Source organism: Oceanobacillus timonensis (genome assembly GCF_900166635.1).
Classification (GTDB): domain Bacteria; phylum Bacillota; class Bacilli; order Bacillales; family Amphibacillaceae; genus Oceanobacillus; species Oceanobacillus timonensis.
Genome location: NZ_LT800497.1, coordinates 1748701 through 1763467, shown reverse-complemented (window position 1 = coordinate 1763467; position 14767 = coordinate 1748701). Strand labels below are relative to the sequence as shown.

Below are 14767 nucleotides of genomic sequence, written 5' to 3'. Positions count from 1 at the left end.
CTGCGCTAAAACAGCAAGCTAACTAAACTGCTTATAAATAGCGAAAACCTTGTCATATCAATAATAGTTATACTTTCACATCATATATTTCAACAGAAAGAAGTGGTTGTTAAAAGTTACTGTTTTTATCTTCGCGTACTGCCCGCCTATTTAATCACCCTATTTGTTTACACTTAAACCCCTGTCCTGATTTGGAGCAACTTATACATTTCATCTATTATTCTGTGCAGCTTCAGCAACATCATCGTTAAATACTTCGTTTCTTTTAGATGGCTTCTCAATAATATATAAATGAACAATAAGATACTGAATGGTGTTATATAACCGCCATAACAGGGCATGGCGGGAAGGAGGTAATAGTAAAGTCTCCTGAAAAACGCTTCACTTCCTACAATTGCTATGTCCAGTCACCTCAACAAAGAGGACCTATCAACAGACGTTAACCTCGACAATGACGCACGGAAACCTGCAGCAAAAGAAATTCGTTTTTCTATCAAGGTCTCTTCACCGGGGTGGTTATAAAGACTGTCATTATTCATTATCCCTTCAAAAAGATCTTGTAACTTTTAATCATCCTCTTTTATTTACCACTTTCATATCCCCTCACCGTTCTAAAATAACCCTATTACAGTTAAACGAAAAATCCGCAGCTGGTACGATAACCCATAAAACGCAAACCTGAAATAACTTACCTCATCCTCACTCAGTTAAGGACGCTGTCTTATATCTCCTCTATTTCCTTCACCTTATACATTCGTTGAAACACAGCCGGGTTTTTAGTAGCGACGAGCTTCATATCAATAATATCTTTTTCCTCTAAATAAGATATTATTGCATTTAAATCCAACGTGTAGTGTTCAATTTCCGGTAGAGCTTTTATAGATGCATATGACCAATAATCATCTTGTTTGCTCAATACATTTAAGAGATGTGCGGAAGCAGATTCAGCTTTATTTAACATGACAAAGTCCATTGCAATCAGCATTAATTCAATTCTTTTTTCTAAATTCTCAGTGCTGTCCATAAATTTTTCATATAATTTGTAGACTTCCAAGTCAATATTCTTCACCTGGTTCCAGACCGTTACTTCCGGATAATACCCTTGGTCAATGACTGATAATCTCGCTAAGTAATGGAGTGAATTTAAAATCTTGCTGTATGAATCCATTATCTCTTTAGATTCATATAATGCTTTTCCTTCACTAAAGTTTTTCAGCAATTTTCCGAAGTCAATCATCTTTCTAAGTGTACGTTTATCCTCTGGAAAAGATTGAAGTTCATTTTTTAATTCTTTTACAAATTCATTCCGGTCATATACTTTCTTTCCATAAATAACCCATTCTGCTGCACGCCGATAACCGCTTGTATCAATCCAATCCATCAAAAGCGATTTCGTAACCATATGCATCGCTACAGTCTGGCCGTTTACTTCATAATGTTTTACGTACCAGTCTTCTTCCTGATTTTCGACAATAATCAATAAAATACTATCGAATTCATCAGTAATTGGATGATCAAATTGCGACCTCTCCACAACAAGTATTCCTAACGTATTTGGATTACCTGCGTGCTCCTGGTAAATCATTCTTTGAAAATTCTCCATTTAGCAGTTGCCTCCCTGTTTTCTCTCTCAATACACATGATTCGATATATACTTTAAAAACCCTTTTTTCACTCTAAAAAAATATACAATTTTAGAAAATAAGCTCTTTAGGCATAATTAAAATTATATTATAAATGCATCGCGTTATTCTTGCATCTTTCAAGACGAATAGGATTTCTTTATGATTCATTCTTCTTATATTCTATGATATACTGACTTTATCATTTAAGGGAGGATTTTTAATGGCGAAACAAATCACTTATTCCAGTAAAATAAATAAAATACGAACCTTTGCCTTAATCCTTGTTTTTGCCGGTATTTTAATCATGTATGTCGGTTTGATGGTCCGCAATATTAGTTGGTTAATGCTTATTCTGTTTATGTTAGGCATATTGATGATTATACTCAGTTGTGCTGTATACATATGGATTGGTACTTTATCATTACGGGCGGTCCCTGTCATATGTCCGAATTGTGAAAAGCCTACAAAAATGCTGGGACGTGTAGATGCCTGTATGCACTGCAAGGAACCGCTGACATTGGATAAGAACTTAGAAGGTAAAGACTTTGATGAACGGTATAATCAGCGTAAATTCCGTGAAGAAAATAAATAGAAAAAAGCACAATGCTTGGATGAGTCGATAATAACCCAAGCATTGTGCTTTTTTGATAACATAAAAATCAAACCTGCTCACTAGCTATACTTTACTGTTCCTTTGCTGCCATTTGCTCTTTGCAGGCATTACAAGTACCGTAAACTTCCAGGCGATGATGACTAACGTCAAAACCCGTCACCTGTTCCGCCAGCGATTCTACTTCTTCTAACGATGGATAGTGAAAATCAACAATCTTTCCACACTGATTACAGATGATATGATAATGATCTGATGTATTGCAGTCAAATCTGCTCGAAGAATCTCCATAAGTTAGTTCTCTTACCAGTCCAATATCTTTTAATACACGTAAATTATTATAAACCGTCGCAACACTCATATTTGGAAATTTCCCTTCAAGTGCTTTATATATATCATCCGCAGTCGGGTGAATCATTGAATTAAGCAAATACTCCAGTACGGCGTGTCGTTGTGGTGTAATCCGGACGCCTGACTTTTTCAATGTATCAATCGCTTGCCGTAATTTATCTTCAGTCTCAGACACCCTAAACACCTCTCTTCCAATTAATAAAATTATTAGATTATAATTCTTATAATTAGTTTATCGCCCTGTGTGCATTATGTCAATCAATTCAAACAAAGTATCTGTCGTTAAAAAGAGGTCCTATTTGCTACATTCTTTTTGTTCGGCTTTTTGAACTACACATGAATATGAAGAGGTTTCTCTTCTCCACCCAGCTGCTTGTTTACATATCTGGCTGCAACAAATAAATAATCGGATAACCGGTTCAGATAACTGAATACAAGTTTATTTTCTACTTCATCTTCCAACCCAACCGTTAATCGTTCTGCCCGTCTTGCTATGGTACGAGCCTGGTGCAATGCACTTGCTGCTTTGTGTCCGGAGGGCAGAATAAAATTCTTTAATGGTTCAAGTGACTTATCCCATTCATCAATTTGCGCTTCCATCGCATCAATATGATTTTGTTTCAGTTTCCAATAAACTTCCTTATCTTTTGGCGTGGATAATTCTGCTCCGACATGGAAAAGAATTGTTTGTACCTGATGCAGCTGATCGAGAAAGGCAGGTTTTCCTTCCCAATCCGTTTCTTCAATATAACTTGCAGCTAAACCGATACTCGCATTTACTTCATCACATGTTCCATACGCTTCCACCCGTAGATGGTTTTTAGGTACACGCTGTCCGTAGACCAGTGATGTTTGTCCTTTATCTCCAGATCTAGTGTAAATTCGCACTTTACCGCCCTCCACTCTTTCTAATCTCAGTCGTCTTTATTTTCTTTTAAATAATTCAAAGCATCCGTAACATGGTCTTTCACCCGAACTTTTCGATATTCTTTTATCAGCTTTCCTTCTTTATCTAAAATAAAAGTGGAACGCTCAATACCATAATATTCATTACCAAAATTCTTCTTCAGCTTCCATACACCAAATTGTTCGGCTACTTGATGGTCTTCATCCGAAAGTAATGTAAAAGGCAATTCATGCTTATCAATAAATTTTTGATGACGGGCAACTGGGTCAGGGCTGATACCGACAATAACTGCATCCAGATCCCCGAAACTTTCATGGTGATCCCTGAAATCACATGCCTCTGTTGTGCACCCAGGTGTCATATCTTTCGGATAAAAATATAAAACAACATACTTTCCTTGAAAATCAGATAGACTGACTTGTTCTCCGTCTTGGTTCGGTAACGTAAAATCATTTACCTTTGTTCCTAATTCCACCTGCATCGAATCCCTCCATATAATTCATCTATTCTCTACGTTAAATATAGCATATTACAGAATGAGATTCATTTATCGTTGTCTCTACTGTTGATTTGTACTACCCTTAGCACAAAGGCAGCAGGCAGTATGTACCCAATCAATGCCTCTGAAAGTGCAATAATACGTCCAATGCCGACTGGTGATAAATCTCCATAGCCAAGGGTCAGTAAAGTAACACCGCTAAAATAAATGGAATGGACGATGGACCCCCATATGGACACTTCTCTAAGTTCCCCATGCTCTACAATAACAATCCCTTGAAAGGATAGAATAAAATAAATCAATCCATAACCAATCATGATTATAAAATACACAATCAGCATAGCAATAAAGATTTCCAGAGAAAAATGACCCTCCCTCATCTGAAAACGGGAATGAGTTGATTTATATTGTATAAAGTCATAGAAACTTCTTCCGATTAAAATAATAATCAGGATAAAAAATATCCAAGGGATACCCATTCTTTCTGCCCCTCTCCCCATTGCCTTCTTTCTGAAGCACTTCTGGAAAAACCTTCTTTGAAACACACATATTTTGTACTCTTCTTATCTATATGCAGAAATCATAACAGTTTGTACAAGTTTTCCTTGCAATTTTTTGTTATATTAGTAACTGGGTAAAATTAGACAGCGAGAATAAATGTAGATTTTACCTTTTGGAGAATATACCAAAGATACCAGTGTTTTGGAAAAGGCCAGTAGTCGCAAAAGCTTTTCAGTGGGGCAAGTTTGCGCAGTCCCAATCCCGAATCAAAGTCCGGAACATTTTTGGTTATGTTTGGAATTCTCACGTTGAATGGAACCTGTAAATGTGTGCCAACATTTTTTGCAGGTTGGGAAGAATGAGGAGGAAACAAAATAATGAAGTTTACAAATTCAGAAAAGCTGTATCAGGAAGCTTTACAAGATATTGTCGGCGGGGTGAATTCTCCTTCCCGCTCTTATAAAGCGGTTGGCGGAGGAACGCCAGTCTATATGAAAAGAGGTCAAGGAGCCTATTTTTGGGATGTGGATGATAATAAATATATTGATTATTTAGGTGCATATGGCCCCATCATAACCGGACATGCGCATCCGCATATTGCTAAAGCAATTGCAGAAGCAGCAACTACCGGCGTTCTGTACGGAACACCGACAGAATTGGAAAATATCTTTGCGAAAATGTTAAAAGAAGCGATGCCTTCGTTGGAAAAAGTCCGTTTTAATAATTCCGGTACAGAAGCTGTCATGACAACGGTACGTGTTGCACGCGCCTATACTAATCGTACAAAAGTTATCAAGTTTGCCGGTTGCTATCATGGGCACTTCGATGCTGTGCTGGTCGAAGCTGGATCCGGCCCTTCTACACTTGGTACACCTGACTCCGCCGGGGTTCCTGCTTCCAGTGCTGCAGAGGTCATTACCGTGCCATTTAATGATTTAGACGCTTTTAAAGAAGCATTAGAGCGCTGGGAAGGCGAAATTGCAGCGGTACTTGTCGAACCGGTTGTAGGAAACTTTGGAATTGTAGAACCGTTCGAAGGGTTTTTACAGGAAGTGAATGAGCTGACTCACCGTGCCGGTGCACTTGTCATTTACGATGAGGTGATCACTGCCTTCCGCTTTACCTATGGAAGTGTACAGCAGCTCTATAACATCGAGCCTGACTTAACAGCTATGGGAAAAATTATTGGCGGCGGTCTCCCAATCGGCGCTTATGGCGGACGCAAAGACATTATGGAACAGGTTGCACCGCTTGGACCGGCATATCAGGCTGGTACCATGTCCGGAAATCCCGCTTCGATGGCAGCAGGAATTGCTTGCTTGGAAGTATTAAAAGAAGACGGGGTTTATGAAGAATTAGAACGTCTTGGACAGCGTCTGGAAGAAGGTATTTTGGAAAAAGCAAACGAAAATAATATCCGGATTACCGTCAACCGTCTCCGCGGAGCTCTAACTGTCTATTTCGGCGTGGATAAAGTAACAAACTACAGCGAAGCAGATGCTTCGGACGGAGAAGCTTTTGCAACGTTCTTCCAGCTCATGCTGAGAGAAGGTATTAACTTAGCTCCTTCTAAATATGAAGCTTGGTTCTTAACAACAGAACACACCGAGTCTGATATCGAGCATACGATTGATGCGATTGGCCGTGTATTTGAAAAAATGGCGGAAAATCAATAATATCACTTCCTAATATAAAAAAGGCTTTTCCCGGCGATGATTTATCACCGGAAAAAGCCTTTTTTTGTGCTGCTTTATTCATCTAAATTTTGAATTTGATATAGATCATAGTAGTGACCACGAAGCTGCATTAATTCCTCATGCGATCCGATTTCTACAATTTCTCCATCTTCTACTACTACGATGCGGCTAGCATGGGTAATGGTCGCTAAACGATGCGCTACAATAAAGGTTGTTCTGTCAGAAGCAAGTCTTTCCAGTGTTTCCTGAATAAGATGTTCACTTTCTAAATCCAATGCAGACGTTGCTTCATCAAAAATCAAGAGCGGCGGATTTTTCAGGAAGACACGCGCAATGGCAATCCGTTGCTTCTGTCCACCAGATAATTTTACACCGCGTTCGCCAACCATGGTTTCATACCCCTCAGGCATTTCTTCGATAAAGTCATGGGCGTTGGCTGCTTTTGCTGCCCGGACAACTTCTTCATCCGTTGCATCCGGATCGCCCATACGAATATTTGTCGCAATGGATTCAGAAAACAGAATATTATCCTGCAGAACCATGCCGATGTTATCCCGCAGCGCACGGGCTTGCATATCCCGCAAGTCCATATCGTCAATTTCAATGGAACCGCCTGTAACATCATAGAAGCGGGGAATCAAACTGATTAATGTTGATTTTCCTCCCCCACTCATTCCGACAAAGGCAATGGTTTCCCCTTTTTGAACATGGAGGTCCACATCTTTAAGCACGGTTTCTTCTTCATCGTCATATTGAAAGGAAACATGGTTAAAAGTAACTTTTCCTTGCAACCTTCCCGGATCCACTGCGTCTTTTTTATCCGTAATATCATAAGGCTCGTTCATTAATTCAAACACACGATCAATCGAAGCAATCGATTGTACCAAAGTGGTAGATGAATTAATCAATCTGCGTAGCGGACTGTAGACGCGTTCCATATATCCGACAAAAGCCACCATGGTACCGAGCGTTGTATTGCCCATAATAACCTGATAACCTGCAAAAGCAATAACTAGCAACGGTGCTAAGTCTGTAATGGTGTTTGTTACTGCAAAAGTCCTGGCATTCCAATCCGTGTGTTTCAATGCACGGTCCAGAAAATGTCTGTTTCTCTTATCAAACTGCTCATCTTCATAATCTTCCAGTGCGAAACTTCTCGTTACCGGAACACCTTGAATCCGTTCATGCAGATGCCCCTGCACTTCAGCCAGGGCTTGTGACCTTTCTCTTGTCAAACGGCGCAAACGGCCGAAAAAGTATTTGACAGAAATCCCGAATAACGGGAATAAAATAATCGATACAAAGGTGAGCGGCACATCCATGGTAAACATAATAATAATGGCAATTAAAATGGTTGTGACATCCAGCCAAATATTCATCAGCCCAGTCATCACAAAATTTTTCGTCTGCTCCACATCATGGATGACCCTGGAAATGATTTCTCCTGTCTTCGTCTGTGAATAAAATTTTAAACTTAATTTTTGCAGATGATCGAATAACTTTCCTCTAATGTCAAAGAGGATTTTATTTCCTACCCACTGTGCCAAATATTGACGTATATATTCAACTGGCGGACGGATAATTAAAAAGACAACAAAAGAGATTCCCATTATCCAGAATAACCGTGTGATTCTCTCGGATTGGGTCATTTCTTCTACCGTAACAATATTATCGATAACGTATCTTAAAATTAATGGCATTAACAATGGAATACCAAATTTAACAACACCGATGAGTAATGTCCATATGATTTTCCATGTGTACGGTTTTACAAATTTCATATACTGTCTGATACTGCTCATTTATCAACTTCCTCTACTTCAATACAATAATATAAAAGGGGTATCCTTATTACTATACCCAGTAATAAGGATACCCCTTTATCTATTCTGATTGCAATCAAATCGCTTTGAAGTCTTTCAAGGATTTCCGCTTTTCATCATTCTTCTTGCATCCCGCTTAATGATACGTTAAATACATTTCATACCAATCATCAACAAAGCCCGGGGAAAACGGCCCCTTTCCTTGACGAATCCAATGAATCAACACATCGAGCTGCTGATAAAGTATGTGATGAATTTCTTCCGGATAATGCATTAAAACTTTATTTTCTTCATATTCGTCTTCATCAAGTAAGTTAAAAGTCATATCCGGAAATACCTTTACATCTAAATCATAGTCAATGTACTTCAATGATTTGACCTCCTCGTCGTAAACAAATGGCGAACTGAGATTACAGTAATAATGAATACCATCATCCCGAAGCATGCCGATAATATTAAACCAATGCTTGGCATCGAAATAACATATGGCAGGTTCTCTCGTCATCCAGGAATGTCCGTCACTTTCCACCACCTTTGTTCGATCATTCGCTCCAATTATAATACTTTCTGTTCCTTTTAGTACGACACTATTTTTCCAGACTCTATGAAATTGTCCATTATGTTTATAACTTTGAATCATCATTTTTGCACCAGCGTTTGGAGAAACCATTCAAAATCTCCCTCTCCATTTTTCATACAGTGTTTTTAAGTTATCTTTCATTATAAGCCTTCAGCAATAAAAATTAAAGAATAAGTCTTTTTTATTTAGCATCGTAAATAGTAAATGGAAAGCGGACTCATTTCATGTCAGAATGGTTTTATTTGTATTAACTCAACTTTCGCACCTAAGATAAGCATATAAACCTTGTGTTTCAGGATGAACAAGATATGGTGTATAATAACCGCTCCGGCCAACCACTCCGCTTTCCATGGGGACAGCTTCAGCTAACTATAAAAGAAAACCGCTTTTCAAGTGGATCTTCAGCTCGCCCTGCGATGCACACGACGTGCAAGTGCAGGCGTTGTGACAAATGTTTTCGATGGGGCGAGTAAGCGCAGCCCCAGCCCCAGTCCCAACCCCAAGAACCACGGTTTTAGCCTGTAAACCACTTAGGAGTCTACGTGGTTGGCCTGCGCTCTAATAGGATTCTACAGCGCATGAAGGACATTTTGAATAGTTACAGTTTCCATTATGTATAAATAATTAAAAGGGTTTCCATACACGGAAACCCTTTTATTGGTTGAATAAGAAAATATAAAATTTTACATACTTTAATTCTTATTCAAGAATAGCCATGTCCAGCTCCAAGCGCCAAAAACTAGGAGACTTCACGTCGTGCCCTACGATAAAGAAGACTTACTGATTGACAAGCCGACAGGCGCAGACAGAAGTAAAGTCGCACTTATGCCCTGCGGGTGAAAGTCATCATCGGTTCGTTACCTCACCGTGATTCCTTTATCTCAGGTAATTAAGGAAGTTCGACCAAGGTCGAACCACCCCCAAAAACCGGGGGCGCAGTCTCTACGTTTTTAAACGGCGCTTTACGCTTTTGTGCTTAAAACAGATGTTATTGCTTGTTTTGTTGAGATTGTTGGTTTTGCTTTTTCACTTCTTGTGCATCTGTTTCTTGAGCAAACTCAGTACCATATTGTCCTTGGGCTGCTTGTTGGTTTTGCTTCTTCACTTGAGCTGCGTTTGTTTTTGCAGGATTTTGCTGGTTTTGTTGATTTTGTTTTTTAGCCATCAATATCACCTCCGCAATAATTAATCTGTCCCGAAATGCATTTCTTTATCCAAACTTTTTCAAGAAATATTTTTCACAGCTGCTTAATCGCGTTACAGCAGGGTTAACAGTTTTTACGGGATGTATTTTGACGGATTAATTATCCTCTAAAAAAGGAATCATTTTTTGATGCGAAACCGGAAACGGATATTTTTTCAACTCTTCCAAGGATACAAATTTTAATCGGCTGTCTTGTACGGTTTCCTGATTTGTTATCGCTTTGCGTACATCTACATTCCAAATAATATGAGAAAAAACATGTTTGATGGAAGTACAGGATTCTTTGATTTCCACATCTACACCATAATAATCTTTTATCCACATTTGCCAATCTTTTGGTACAATGTCATCTGCCGGAATCATTGGGAATTGCCATAATCCTGCCAACAATCCAGTATCAGGCCTTTTTTCAATCATATATTTCCCTTCCTGATTTTGGATAAGGAGTGCAATATATTTTTCCTTGCGCTGTTTCTTCGCTTTCTTTTTAACAGGAAGGTTTTCTTGAACACTTTCAGCATATGCCTGGCAATGCTCCATTACAGGGCAAAACATACATAAAGGTTGTTTCGGTGTACAAATGGTCGCACCCAAATCCATGATGGCCTGATTAAAAGAAGATGGGTCTTCCTCGGAAATCATTTCTCCTACATAAGATTCAAATAATTTTTTGGTTGAAGCTTGTGCGATGTCTTCATCAATAAGCAACACCCGGGAAAAAACACGCATCACATTCCCGTCTACTGCTGGAATCGGCTGATTATAAGCAATCGAGAGAATAGCTCCCTTCGTATAAGGTCCGATTCCCTTTAAATTACCAAGTTGTTTTGGATCATCAGGTATTTTTCCATCATAATTTTCTACAACTTCTCGTACAGCTGTTTGTAAATTTCTTGCGCGGGAATAATAACCTAAACCTTCCCATTGTTTTAATACATCTTGTTGTTCTGCTTCGGCCAAGTCATATACGGTCGGATATTTCTCCATAAACTGATTAAAATAAGGGATAACCGTATCTACTTTGGTTTGCTGAAGCATGATTTCAGACACCCAGACACGGTAAGCATCATTATTTTCACGCCAAGGCAAATGTCGTTTATTTTTCAAATACCAATTGATTAAATCCTCTTGGAACGCGGAAATATTTATATGTTCTAATCTTTTATCTTTCATGTTTTCACTTCCTATGTGTTAAAATAATATTGGAGTGCTTTGATGGAAGCAATTTAAGGAGGATACGTAACTATGGATACTGGTACACATATAGTTATGGGTGTTGCGCTCGGTGGCTTAGCAACTTTAGACCCTGCTGTACAAAGTAATCCTGCTCTATTTCATGCCGTATTGGTTGGAACAGTCGTCGGATCACATGCTCCTGATTTTGATACGATTTTTAAATTAAAAAGTAACGCAACGTATATAAGACAGCACCGTGGAGCGTCTCATTCCCTCCCTGCTATTCTTATGTGGAGTCTGCTTGTGTCTGGAGCAATTTATTTATTCGTTCCGGAAGTAAGCTATTTGACTCTATGGCTGTGGACACTGTTAGCTGTGTCTATTCATGTTTTTGTCGATTTATTTAATGCATATGGCACACAGGCTTTCCGGCCGTTCACAAAAAAATGGATTGCAAAAGGGTTTATTAATACCTTTGATCCCTACATTTTTTTCTTGAATGTTGCCGGTATCGTAGCATGGGCGTTAGGTGCCAATCCTGGATATACATGGCTGATTATTTATACAGTTATTGTATTATATTACATCAAACGCTATATGGACAAAAGGGAAATTGTTCAGAAAATTAAAGAATACCTCCCTGACACAGAATTTGTCGCTACGTCCCCTACTCTCAAACAAAATTACTGGCGTGTCGCTATCACAACAAACGACCGCTATTATGTAGGCAACGTTGAAAATCGGCATATTGAAATTGTTGATGAATTTTATCGTGTCCCATTGCCCGATACGGATGTCATAAAAGCCGCTAAAAAAGATAAAAATATATCTTCCTTTCTTAATTTTTCACCAGTATACCGCTGGGAAATAAATACAGAAGAAGATGATGTAACAGAAGTACGTTTTATTGATTTACGTTACCGCAGCAAAGGATATTATCCATTTGTTGCTGTGGTGAAGATGGATGAAAACCTGGAAGTGATTACTTCTTATACAGGCTGGATCTTCTCGGAACAAAAATTGCAGAGTAAGTTAATTCCAAGTGATTCAAGCCCGTAACACTTACAGTTTAACATGGTGCCTTTTATCGCTGCTGCAAATCGCTTCAATGAAATGGGCAACTGCAATTCCGCATATTTTCGCAGGCAACAGCGCAGCCCCATGCGATAGGCACGCTTTTAAAAGTTCCTTAAACCTTTAAAGAAAAAGCAACAACTCAGGTGAAGCGATAAGCTCCCTGAGTTGTTTTTTTGGTTCAGCTTACTTTCTTCCCTAATAAAGAAATAGGTAAAGCTTCAATATTTTCACTTTCTTTATTCAATAAATCAATGCGGTAGCCCCATGCAAATACCCCATTAATATAGGATATTTTAAACTTATAGCCCGCTTCCATTTTCAACTGATAAATGGCTTCTTTTTCAAAATCATCCGGACTCATTGTATAAGCAAGAGCTACTTGCATTTTCCGTTCATTAACCTGTACCTCCGAAACATTCCCAAGCTGTTCAGCTTTTTGAGCCTGTTCTTTTAACTTACCGATTTCCTGATGCAGTTGTTCTATGGAATAATCACTATAACGATAGTTCATTTTTCTCTCCCCCTGTCTTTCCATTCCTATTGTATCAAAATAATGAAACACTGACTTTCATTTATTCTTGATTCCCTATATATTCCTCGACAAATTGTTGAATCATATCAAAATGAAATCCTTTCCGGTATAGTCCTTCCATAACTTTTTGCTTTAATGGAAAACCTTCATATTTTTTCATATGCTTCTGGTACAGCTTTTCTCCTTGAAATGTTAAAGCTTCCCATTCCTGATCTGTATTTTCTTCCTGCTTCATATTCTGAACAGCATTGAAAATAAACTGCTGATCAAACCCTTTTTGCAGGATTGTATTTTTAGCCTGATTCATTTGTTTCTGAAAAGAATCTTTGGAACTTTGCTTTATTTTTTTGCCGAGCAGCTTTTGAATCTTTTCCTTTTGAAGCGCAGGCGTGTATTGTTCCAAAGCACTCGCAGCAATTGGGCCACTAATCCCCTTTTCAAATAACTCTTGTTCAATGACTTTCGGTCCTTTGGAGCTGGTATTCATACGGGAACGCACAAACATATCTGCAAATTGCTGGTCGTCCAGAAGATTCTCTTTCTTCAATCGCTGCATAATAACAGAAATTTGCTCATCTTCCACTTCTTTTTTCTGCAAATAGGTGATAACTTCTTTTTCGGAACGTATTCGATAGCTTAAAAAGTGTATAGTAAGGGTATATATCTTATGAAGGTTATCTTGTTCCTGAAGTGTTTCCATGAGTTCATCATTCAATTCCATTCCTTTTTCCAATCGGAATTTAATAAGAATTTCTTCATCAACACTAAACCCATATTTATCACCAGCTGGGGTATTTAAAAATATATTATAACGATGCTTCTGCTTTTTTTGTGTTGTTATCCGGCTGATTTTTTGCAATGTTATTCACCTCTCCTTTTATCATAGCAAAAAATAATGCGAGGAGATATCATAAGAATATCTATCACCTGAAGGAGGTTTTTCGTATGAACATACTCATAACCGGTGCTACAGGATTTTTAGGAAGTAAATTAGCTGTTCATCTTACTAATCTCAATCATAAACTATATATTTTATCCCGTTCCGCCGAGAAAAGATCGAATACATCGCATATGACTTTTTTGAATTATGATACGACTGCAAATGATCTGCCGGGAATAGATGCTGTCATTAACTTGGCTGGTGAATCACTGTTTGGATATTGGACGAAGAAAAAGAAGGAAATGATTCTTACCAGCCGGATTCGCGTCACTAAATACCTTGTCCAGTTAATGAAAGATATGAAGGAGAAACCACGTGTATTTATCAGCGGTTCCGCAGTAGGCTATTATGGCATGTCAGAAGACGTTATTTTCACAGAAGCAACGACACAGCCGGGCAATGACTTTCTTGCATCTGTAGTAAGACAATGGGAAACAGAAGCAAGTTACGCTGAAGAAATAGGAATCCGGACAGTTTATACACGATTTGGTGTGATGCTTGGCAAAGATGGTGGTGCATTTCCGCTTATGTCACTGCCCATCAAATTATATACCGGCGGGCATATTGGTGATGGGGAACAATGGCTCTCCTGGATTCACGTTAAAGATGCTGTGAAAATCATTACCTTTTGTTTAGAAAATTCCACCGTAAAGGGAGCAGTTAATGTCACAGCTCCTACACCAAAAAGGAATAAAGACTTTATAAAAAAAGCTGCACAGGTGTATAAACGCCCGAACTGGCTGCATCTGCCAACTGCATTTTTTTATCTGGCATTGGGTGAAATGACGCAGCTTCTCGCCAAAGGACAGTTTGTGTATCCACAGAAGGCGCTTGAACACGGTTTCACTTTTGATTTTCCGTTACTTGACCGAGCTTTATTAGACATAGCCAATCATTAAAAACAAGAAACTTAAAATAATGACTCTGAACCGATTATCTGATTCTAGATTAACGAACAAACGTTCCATTGTCAAGAAGGAATTACTCTAAATAATAAGCCTTGAAGAAATCAATCAGCGATTTCTTCAAGGCTTATTATACTAGGGGAGCTCGAAAAGACATAATCAATCTTCCCCTGTTTTCTTATCCTGTTTTTTCGGAAGTCTCCCCGCCCGTTTGGCAGATTCCCGCAGCAGGAATTCAACGTGGCTGTTGACACTGCGAAATTCATCCTTTGCCCATCGCTGCAATATCTCGTAGAGTTCAGGGTCTATGCGTAATGGAAAGTTTTTCTTCTTCGCCATA

General features: G+C 38.7%; 16 protein-coding genes. 4 read left to right on the top strand and 12 right to left on the bottom strand.

Going from position 1 to position 14767, the window contains the following annotated elements; all coding sequences use genetic code 11:
* Positions 1–721: 721 nt before the first annotated feature.
* Positions 722–1603 (bottom strand): nucleotidyltransferase-like protein, encoded by an 882-nt coding sequence (locus tag B7E05_RS08520; RefSeq protein WP_080873808.1) that lies wholly within the window; start codon positions 1601–1603, stop codon positions 722–724.
* Between the two features lie 242 nt (positions 1604–1845).
* On the opposite strand from B7E05_RS08520, the gene B7E05_RS08515 reads away from it, so the two are divergent.
* On the top strand, positions 1846–2217 hold the full coding sequence (locus tag B7E05_RS08515; RefSeq protein WP_080873807.1) for a YgzB family protein: 372 nt from the start codon (positions 1846–1848) through the stop codon (positions 2215–2217).
* 91 nt (positions 2218–2308) lie between these two features.
* Here B7E05_RS08515 and perR read toward each other — a convergent pair whose 3' ends face one another.
* The 4 genes from perR to B7E05_RS08495 all read right to left on the bottom strand — a co-directional run bounded on the left by perR (position 2309) and on the right by B7E05_RS08495 (position 4471).
* On the bottom strand, positions 2309–2761 hold the full coding sequence (perR, locus tag B7E05_RS08510; protein WP_080873806.1) for a peroxide-responsive transcriptional repressor PerR: 453 nt from the start codon (positions 2759–2761) through the stop codon (positions 2309–2311).
* A 155-nt stretch (positions 2762–2916) separates the two neighbouring features.
* Positions 2917–3474 (bottom strand): cob(I)yrinic acid a,c-diamide adenosyltransferase, encoded by a 558-nt coding sequence (locus tag B7E05_RS08505; RefSeq protein WP_080873805.1) that lies wholly within the window; start codon positions 3472–3474, stop codon positions 2917–2919.
* Positions 3475–3500: 26 nt separating this feature from the next.
* Positions 3501–3974 carry a thioredoxin-dependent thiol peroxidase gene (gene bcp / locus B7E05_RS08500; protein WP_080873804.1) on the bottom strand — a complete coding sequence of 158 codons (474 nt, stop codon included), beginning with the start codon at positions 3972–3974 and terminating at the stop codon, positions 3501–3503.
* A 62-nt stretch (positions 3975–4036) separates the two neighbouring features.
* The gene (locus tag B7E05_RS08495) at positions 4037–4471 is read right to left on the bottom strand and encodes a potassium channel family protein (protein ID WP_080873803.1); all 435 of its coding nucleotides are present in this window, start codon (positions 4469–4471) and stop codon (positions 4037–4039) included.
* Positions 4472–4870: 399 nt separating this feature from the next.
* On the opposite strand from B7E05_RS08495, the gene B7E05_RS08490 reads away from it, so the two are divergent.
* Positions 4871–6169, top strand: coding sequence for a glutamate-1-semialdehyde 2,1-aminomutase (locus B7E05_RS08490; RefSeq protein WP_080873802.1), 1299 nt, complete (start codon positions 4871–4873; stop codon positions 6167–6169).
* A 74-nt stretch (positions 6170–6243) separates the two neighbouring features.
* On the opposite strand, the gene B7E05_RS08485 is transcribed toward B7E05_RS08490, so the two are convergent.
* The 4 genes from B7E05_RS08485 to mutY all read right to left on the bottom strand — a co-directional run bounded on the left by B7E05_RS08485 (position 6244) and on the right by mutY (position 10970).
* On the bottom strand, positions 6244–7992 hold the full coding sequence (locus tag B7E05_RS08485; RefSeq protein WP_080873801.1) for an ABC transporter ATP-binding protein: 1749 nt from the start codon (positions 7990–7992) through the stop codon (positions 6244–6246).
* Positions 7993–8149: 157 nt separating this feature from the next.
* Entirely contained in the window at positions 8150–8683 is a 534-nt protein-coding gene (ntdP, locus tag B7E05_RS08480) for a nucleoside tri-diphosphate phosphatase (RefSeq protein WP_080873800.1), read from the bottom strand.
* A gap of 898 nt (positions 8684–9581) precedes the next feature.
* Entirely contained in the window at positions 9582–9758 is a 177-nt protein-coding gene (locus B7E05_RS08475; protein WP_080873799.1) for a gamma-type small acid-soluble spore protein, read from the bottom strand.
* Positions 9759–9893: 135 nt separating this feature from the next.
* Positions 9894–10970 carry an A/G-specific adenine glycosylase gene (mutY, locus tag B7E05_RS08470; protein WP_080873798.1) on the bottom strand — a complete coding sequence of 359 codons (1077 nt, stop codon included), beginning with the start codon at positions 10968–10970 and terminating at the stop codon, positions 9894–9896.
* Positions 10971–11042: 72 nt separating this feature from the next.
* Here mutY and B7E05_RS08465 point away from each other — a divergent pair, with 72 nt between their 5' ends.
* A complete protein-coding gene (locus B7E05_RS08465; protein WP_080873797.1) occupies positions 11043–12032 on the top strand; it encodes a metal-dependent hydrolase in 990 nt (329 codons plus the stop codon).
* A gap of 196 nt (positions 12033–12228) precedes the next feature.
* Here B7E05_RS08465 and B7E05_RS08460 read toward each other — a convergent pair whose 3' ends face one another.
* Together B7E05_RS08460 and recX are read right to left on the bottom strand one after the other, a co-directional pair.
* Positions 12229–12561 carry a YfhH family protein gene (locus B7E05_RS08460; protein WP_080873796.1) on the bottom strand — a complete coding sequence of 111 codons (333 nt, stop codon included), beginning with the start codon at positions 12559–12561 and terminating at the stop codon, positions 12229–12231.
* A 61-nt stretch (positions 12562–12622) separates the two neighbouring features.
* On the bottom strand, positions 12623–13441 hold the full coding sequence (gene recX, locus B7E05_RS08455; protein WP_080873795.1) for a recombination regulator RecX: 819 nt from the start codon (positions 13439–13441) through the stop codon (positions 12623–12625).
* 86 nt (positions 13442–13527) lie between these two features.
* Between recX and B7E05_RS08450 the strand changes: the two genes are divergently transcribed.
* Positions 13528–14421: a TIGR01777 family oxidoreductase gene (locus B7E05_RS08450; RefSeq protein WP_080873794.1), complete on the top strand. Its 894-nt coding sequence runs from the start codon at positions 13528–13530 to the stop codon at positions 14419–14421.
* A 165-nt stretch (positions 14422–14586) separates the two neighbouring features.
* On the opposite strand, the gene B7E05_RS08445 is transcribed toward B7E05_RS08450, so the two are convergent.
* Positions 14587–14766 carry a type II toxin-antitoxin system antitoxin gene (locus tag B7E05_RS08445; protein WP_080873793.1) on the bottom strand — a complete coding sequence of 60 codons (180 nt, stop codon included), beginning with the start codon at positions 14764–14766 and terminating at the stop codon, positions 14587–14589.
* Position 14767: the final 1 nt, after the last annotated feature.

Bases quoted from the DNA above. Each gene is read 5' to 3' on its own strand.
- B7E05_RS08520 (WP_080873808.1), bottom strand. From the start codon at position 1,603: ATGGAGAATTTTCAAAGAATGATTTACCAGGAGCACGCAGGTAATCCA.
- B7E05_RS08445 (WP_080873793.1), bottom strand. From the start codon at position 14,766: ATGGCGAAGAAGAAAAACTTTCCATTACGCATAGACCCTGAACTCTAC.
- B7E05_RS08450 (WP_080873794.1), top strand. From the start codon at position 13,528: ATGAACATACTCATAACCGGTGCTACAGGATTTTTAGGAAGTAAATTA.
- bcp (WP_080873804.1), bottom strand. From the start codon at position 3,974: ATGCAGGTGGAATTAGGAACAAAGGTAAATGATTTTACGTTACCGAAC.
- B7E05_RS08495 (WP_080873803.1), bottom strand. From the start codon at position 4,471: ATGGGTATCCCTTGGATATTTTTTATCCTGATTATTATTTTAATCGGA.
- B7E05_RS08475 (WP_080873799.1), bottom strand. From the start codon at position 9,758: ATGGCTAAAAAACAAAATCAACAAAACCAGCAAAATCCTGCAAAAACA.
- B7E05_RS08515 (WP_080873807.1), top strand. From the start codon at position 1,846: ATGGCGAAACAAATCACTTATTCCAGTAAAATAAATAAAATACGAACC.
- mutY (WP_080873798.1), bottom strand. From the start codon at position 10,970: ATGAAAGATAAAAGATTAGAACATATAAATATTTCCGCGTTCCAAGAG.
- ntdP (WP_080873800.1), bottom strand. From the start codon at position 8,683: ATGGTTTCTCCAAACGCTGGTGCAAAAATGATGATTCAAAGTTATAAA.
- B7E05_RS08460 (WP_080873796.1), bottom strand. From the start codon at position 12,561: ATGAACTATCGTTATAGTGATTATTCCATAGAACAACTGCATCAGGAA.
- B7E05_RS08485 (WP_080873801.1), bottom strand. From the start codon at position 7,992: ATGAGCAGTATCAGACAGTATATGAAATTTGTAAAACCGTACACATGG.
- B7E05_RS08490 (WP_080873802.1), top strand. From the start codon at position 4,871: ATGAAGTTTACAAATTCAGAAAAGCTGTATCAGGAAGCTTTACAAGAT.
- B7E05_RS08465 (WP_080873797.1), top strand. From the start codon at position 11,043: ATGGATACTGGTACACATATAGTTATGGGTGTTGCGCTCGGTGGCTTA.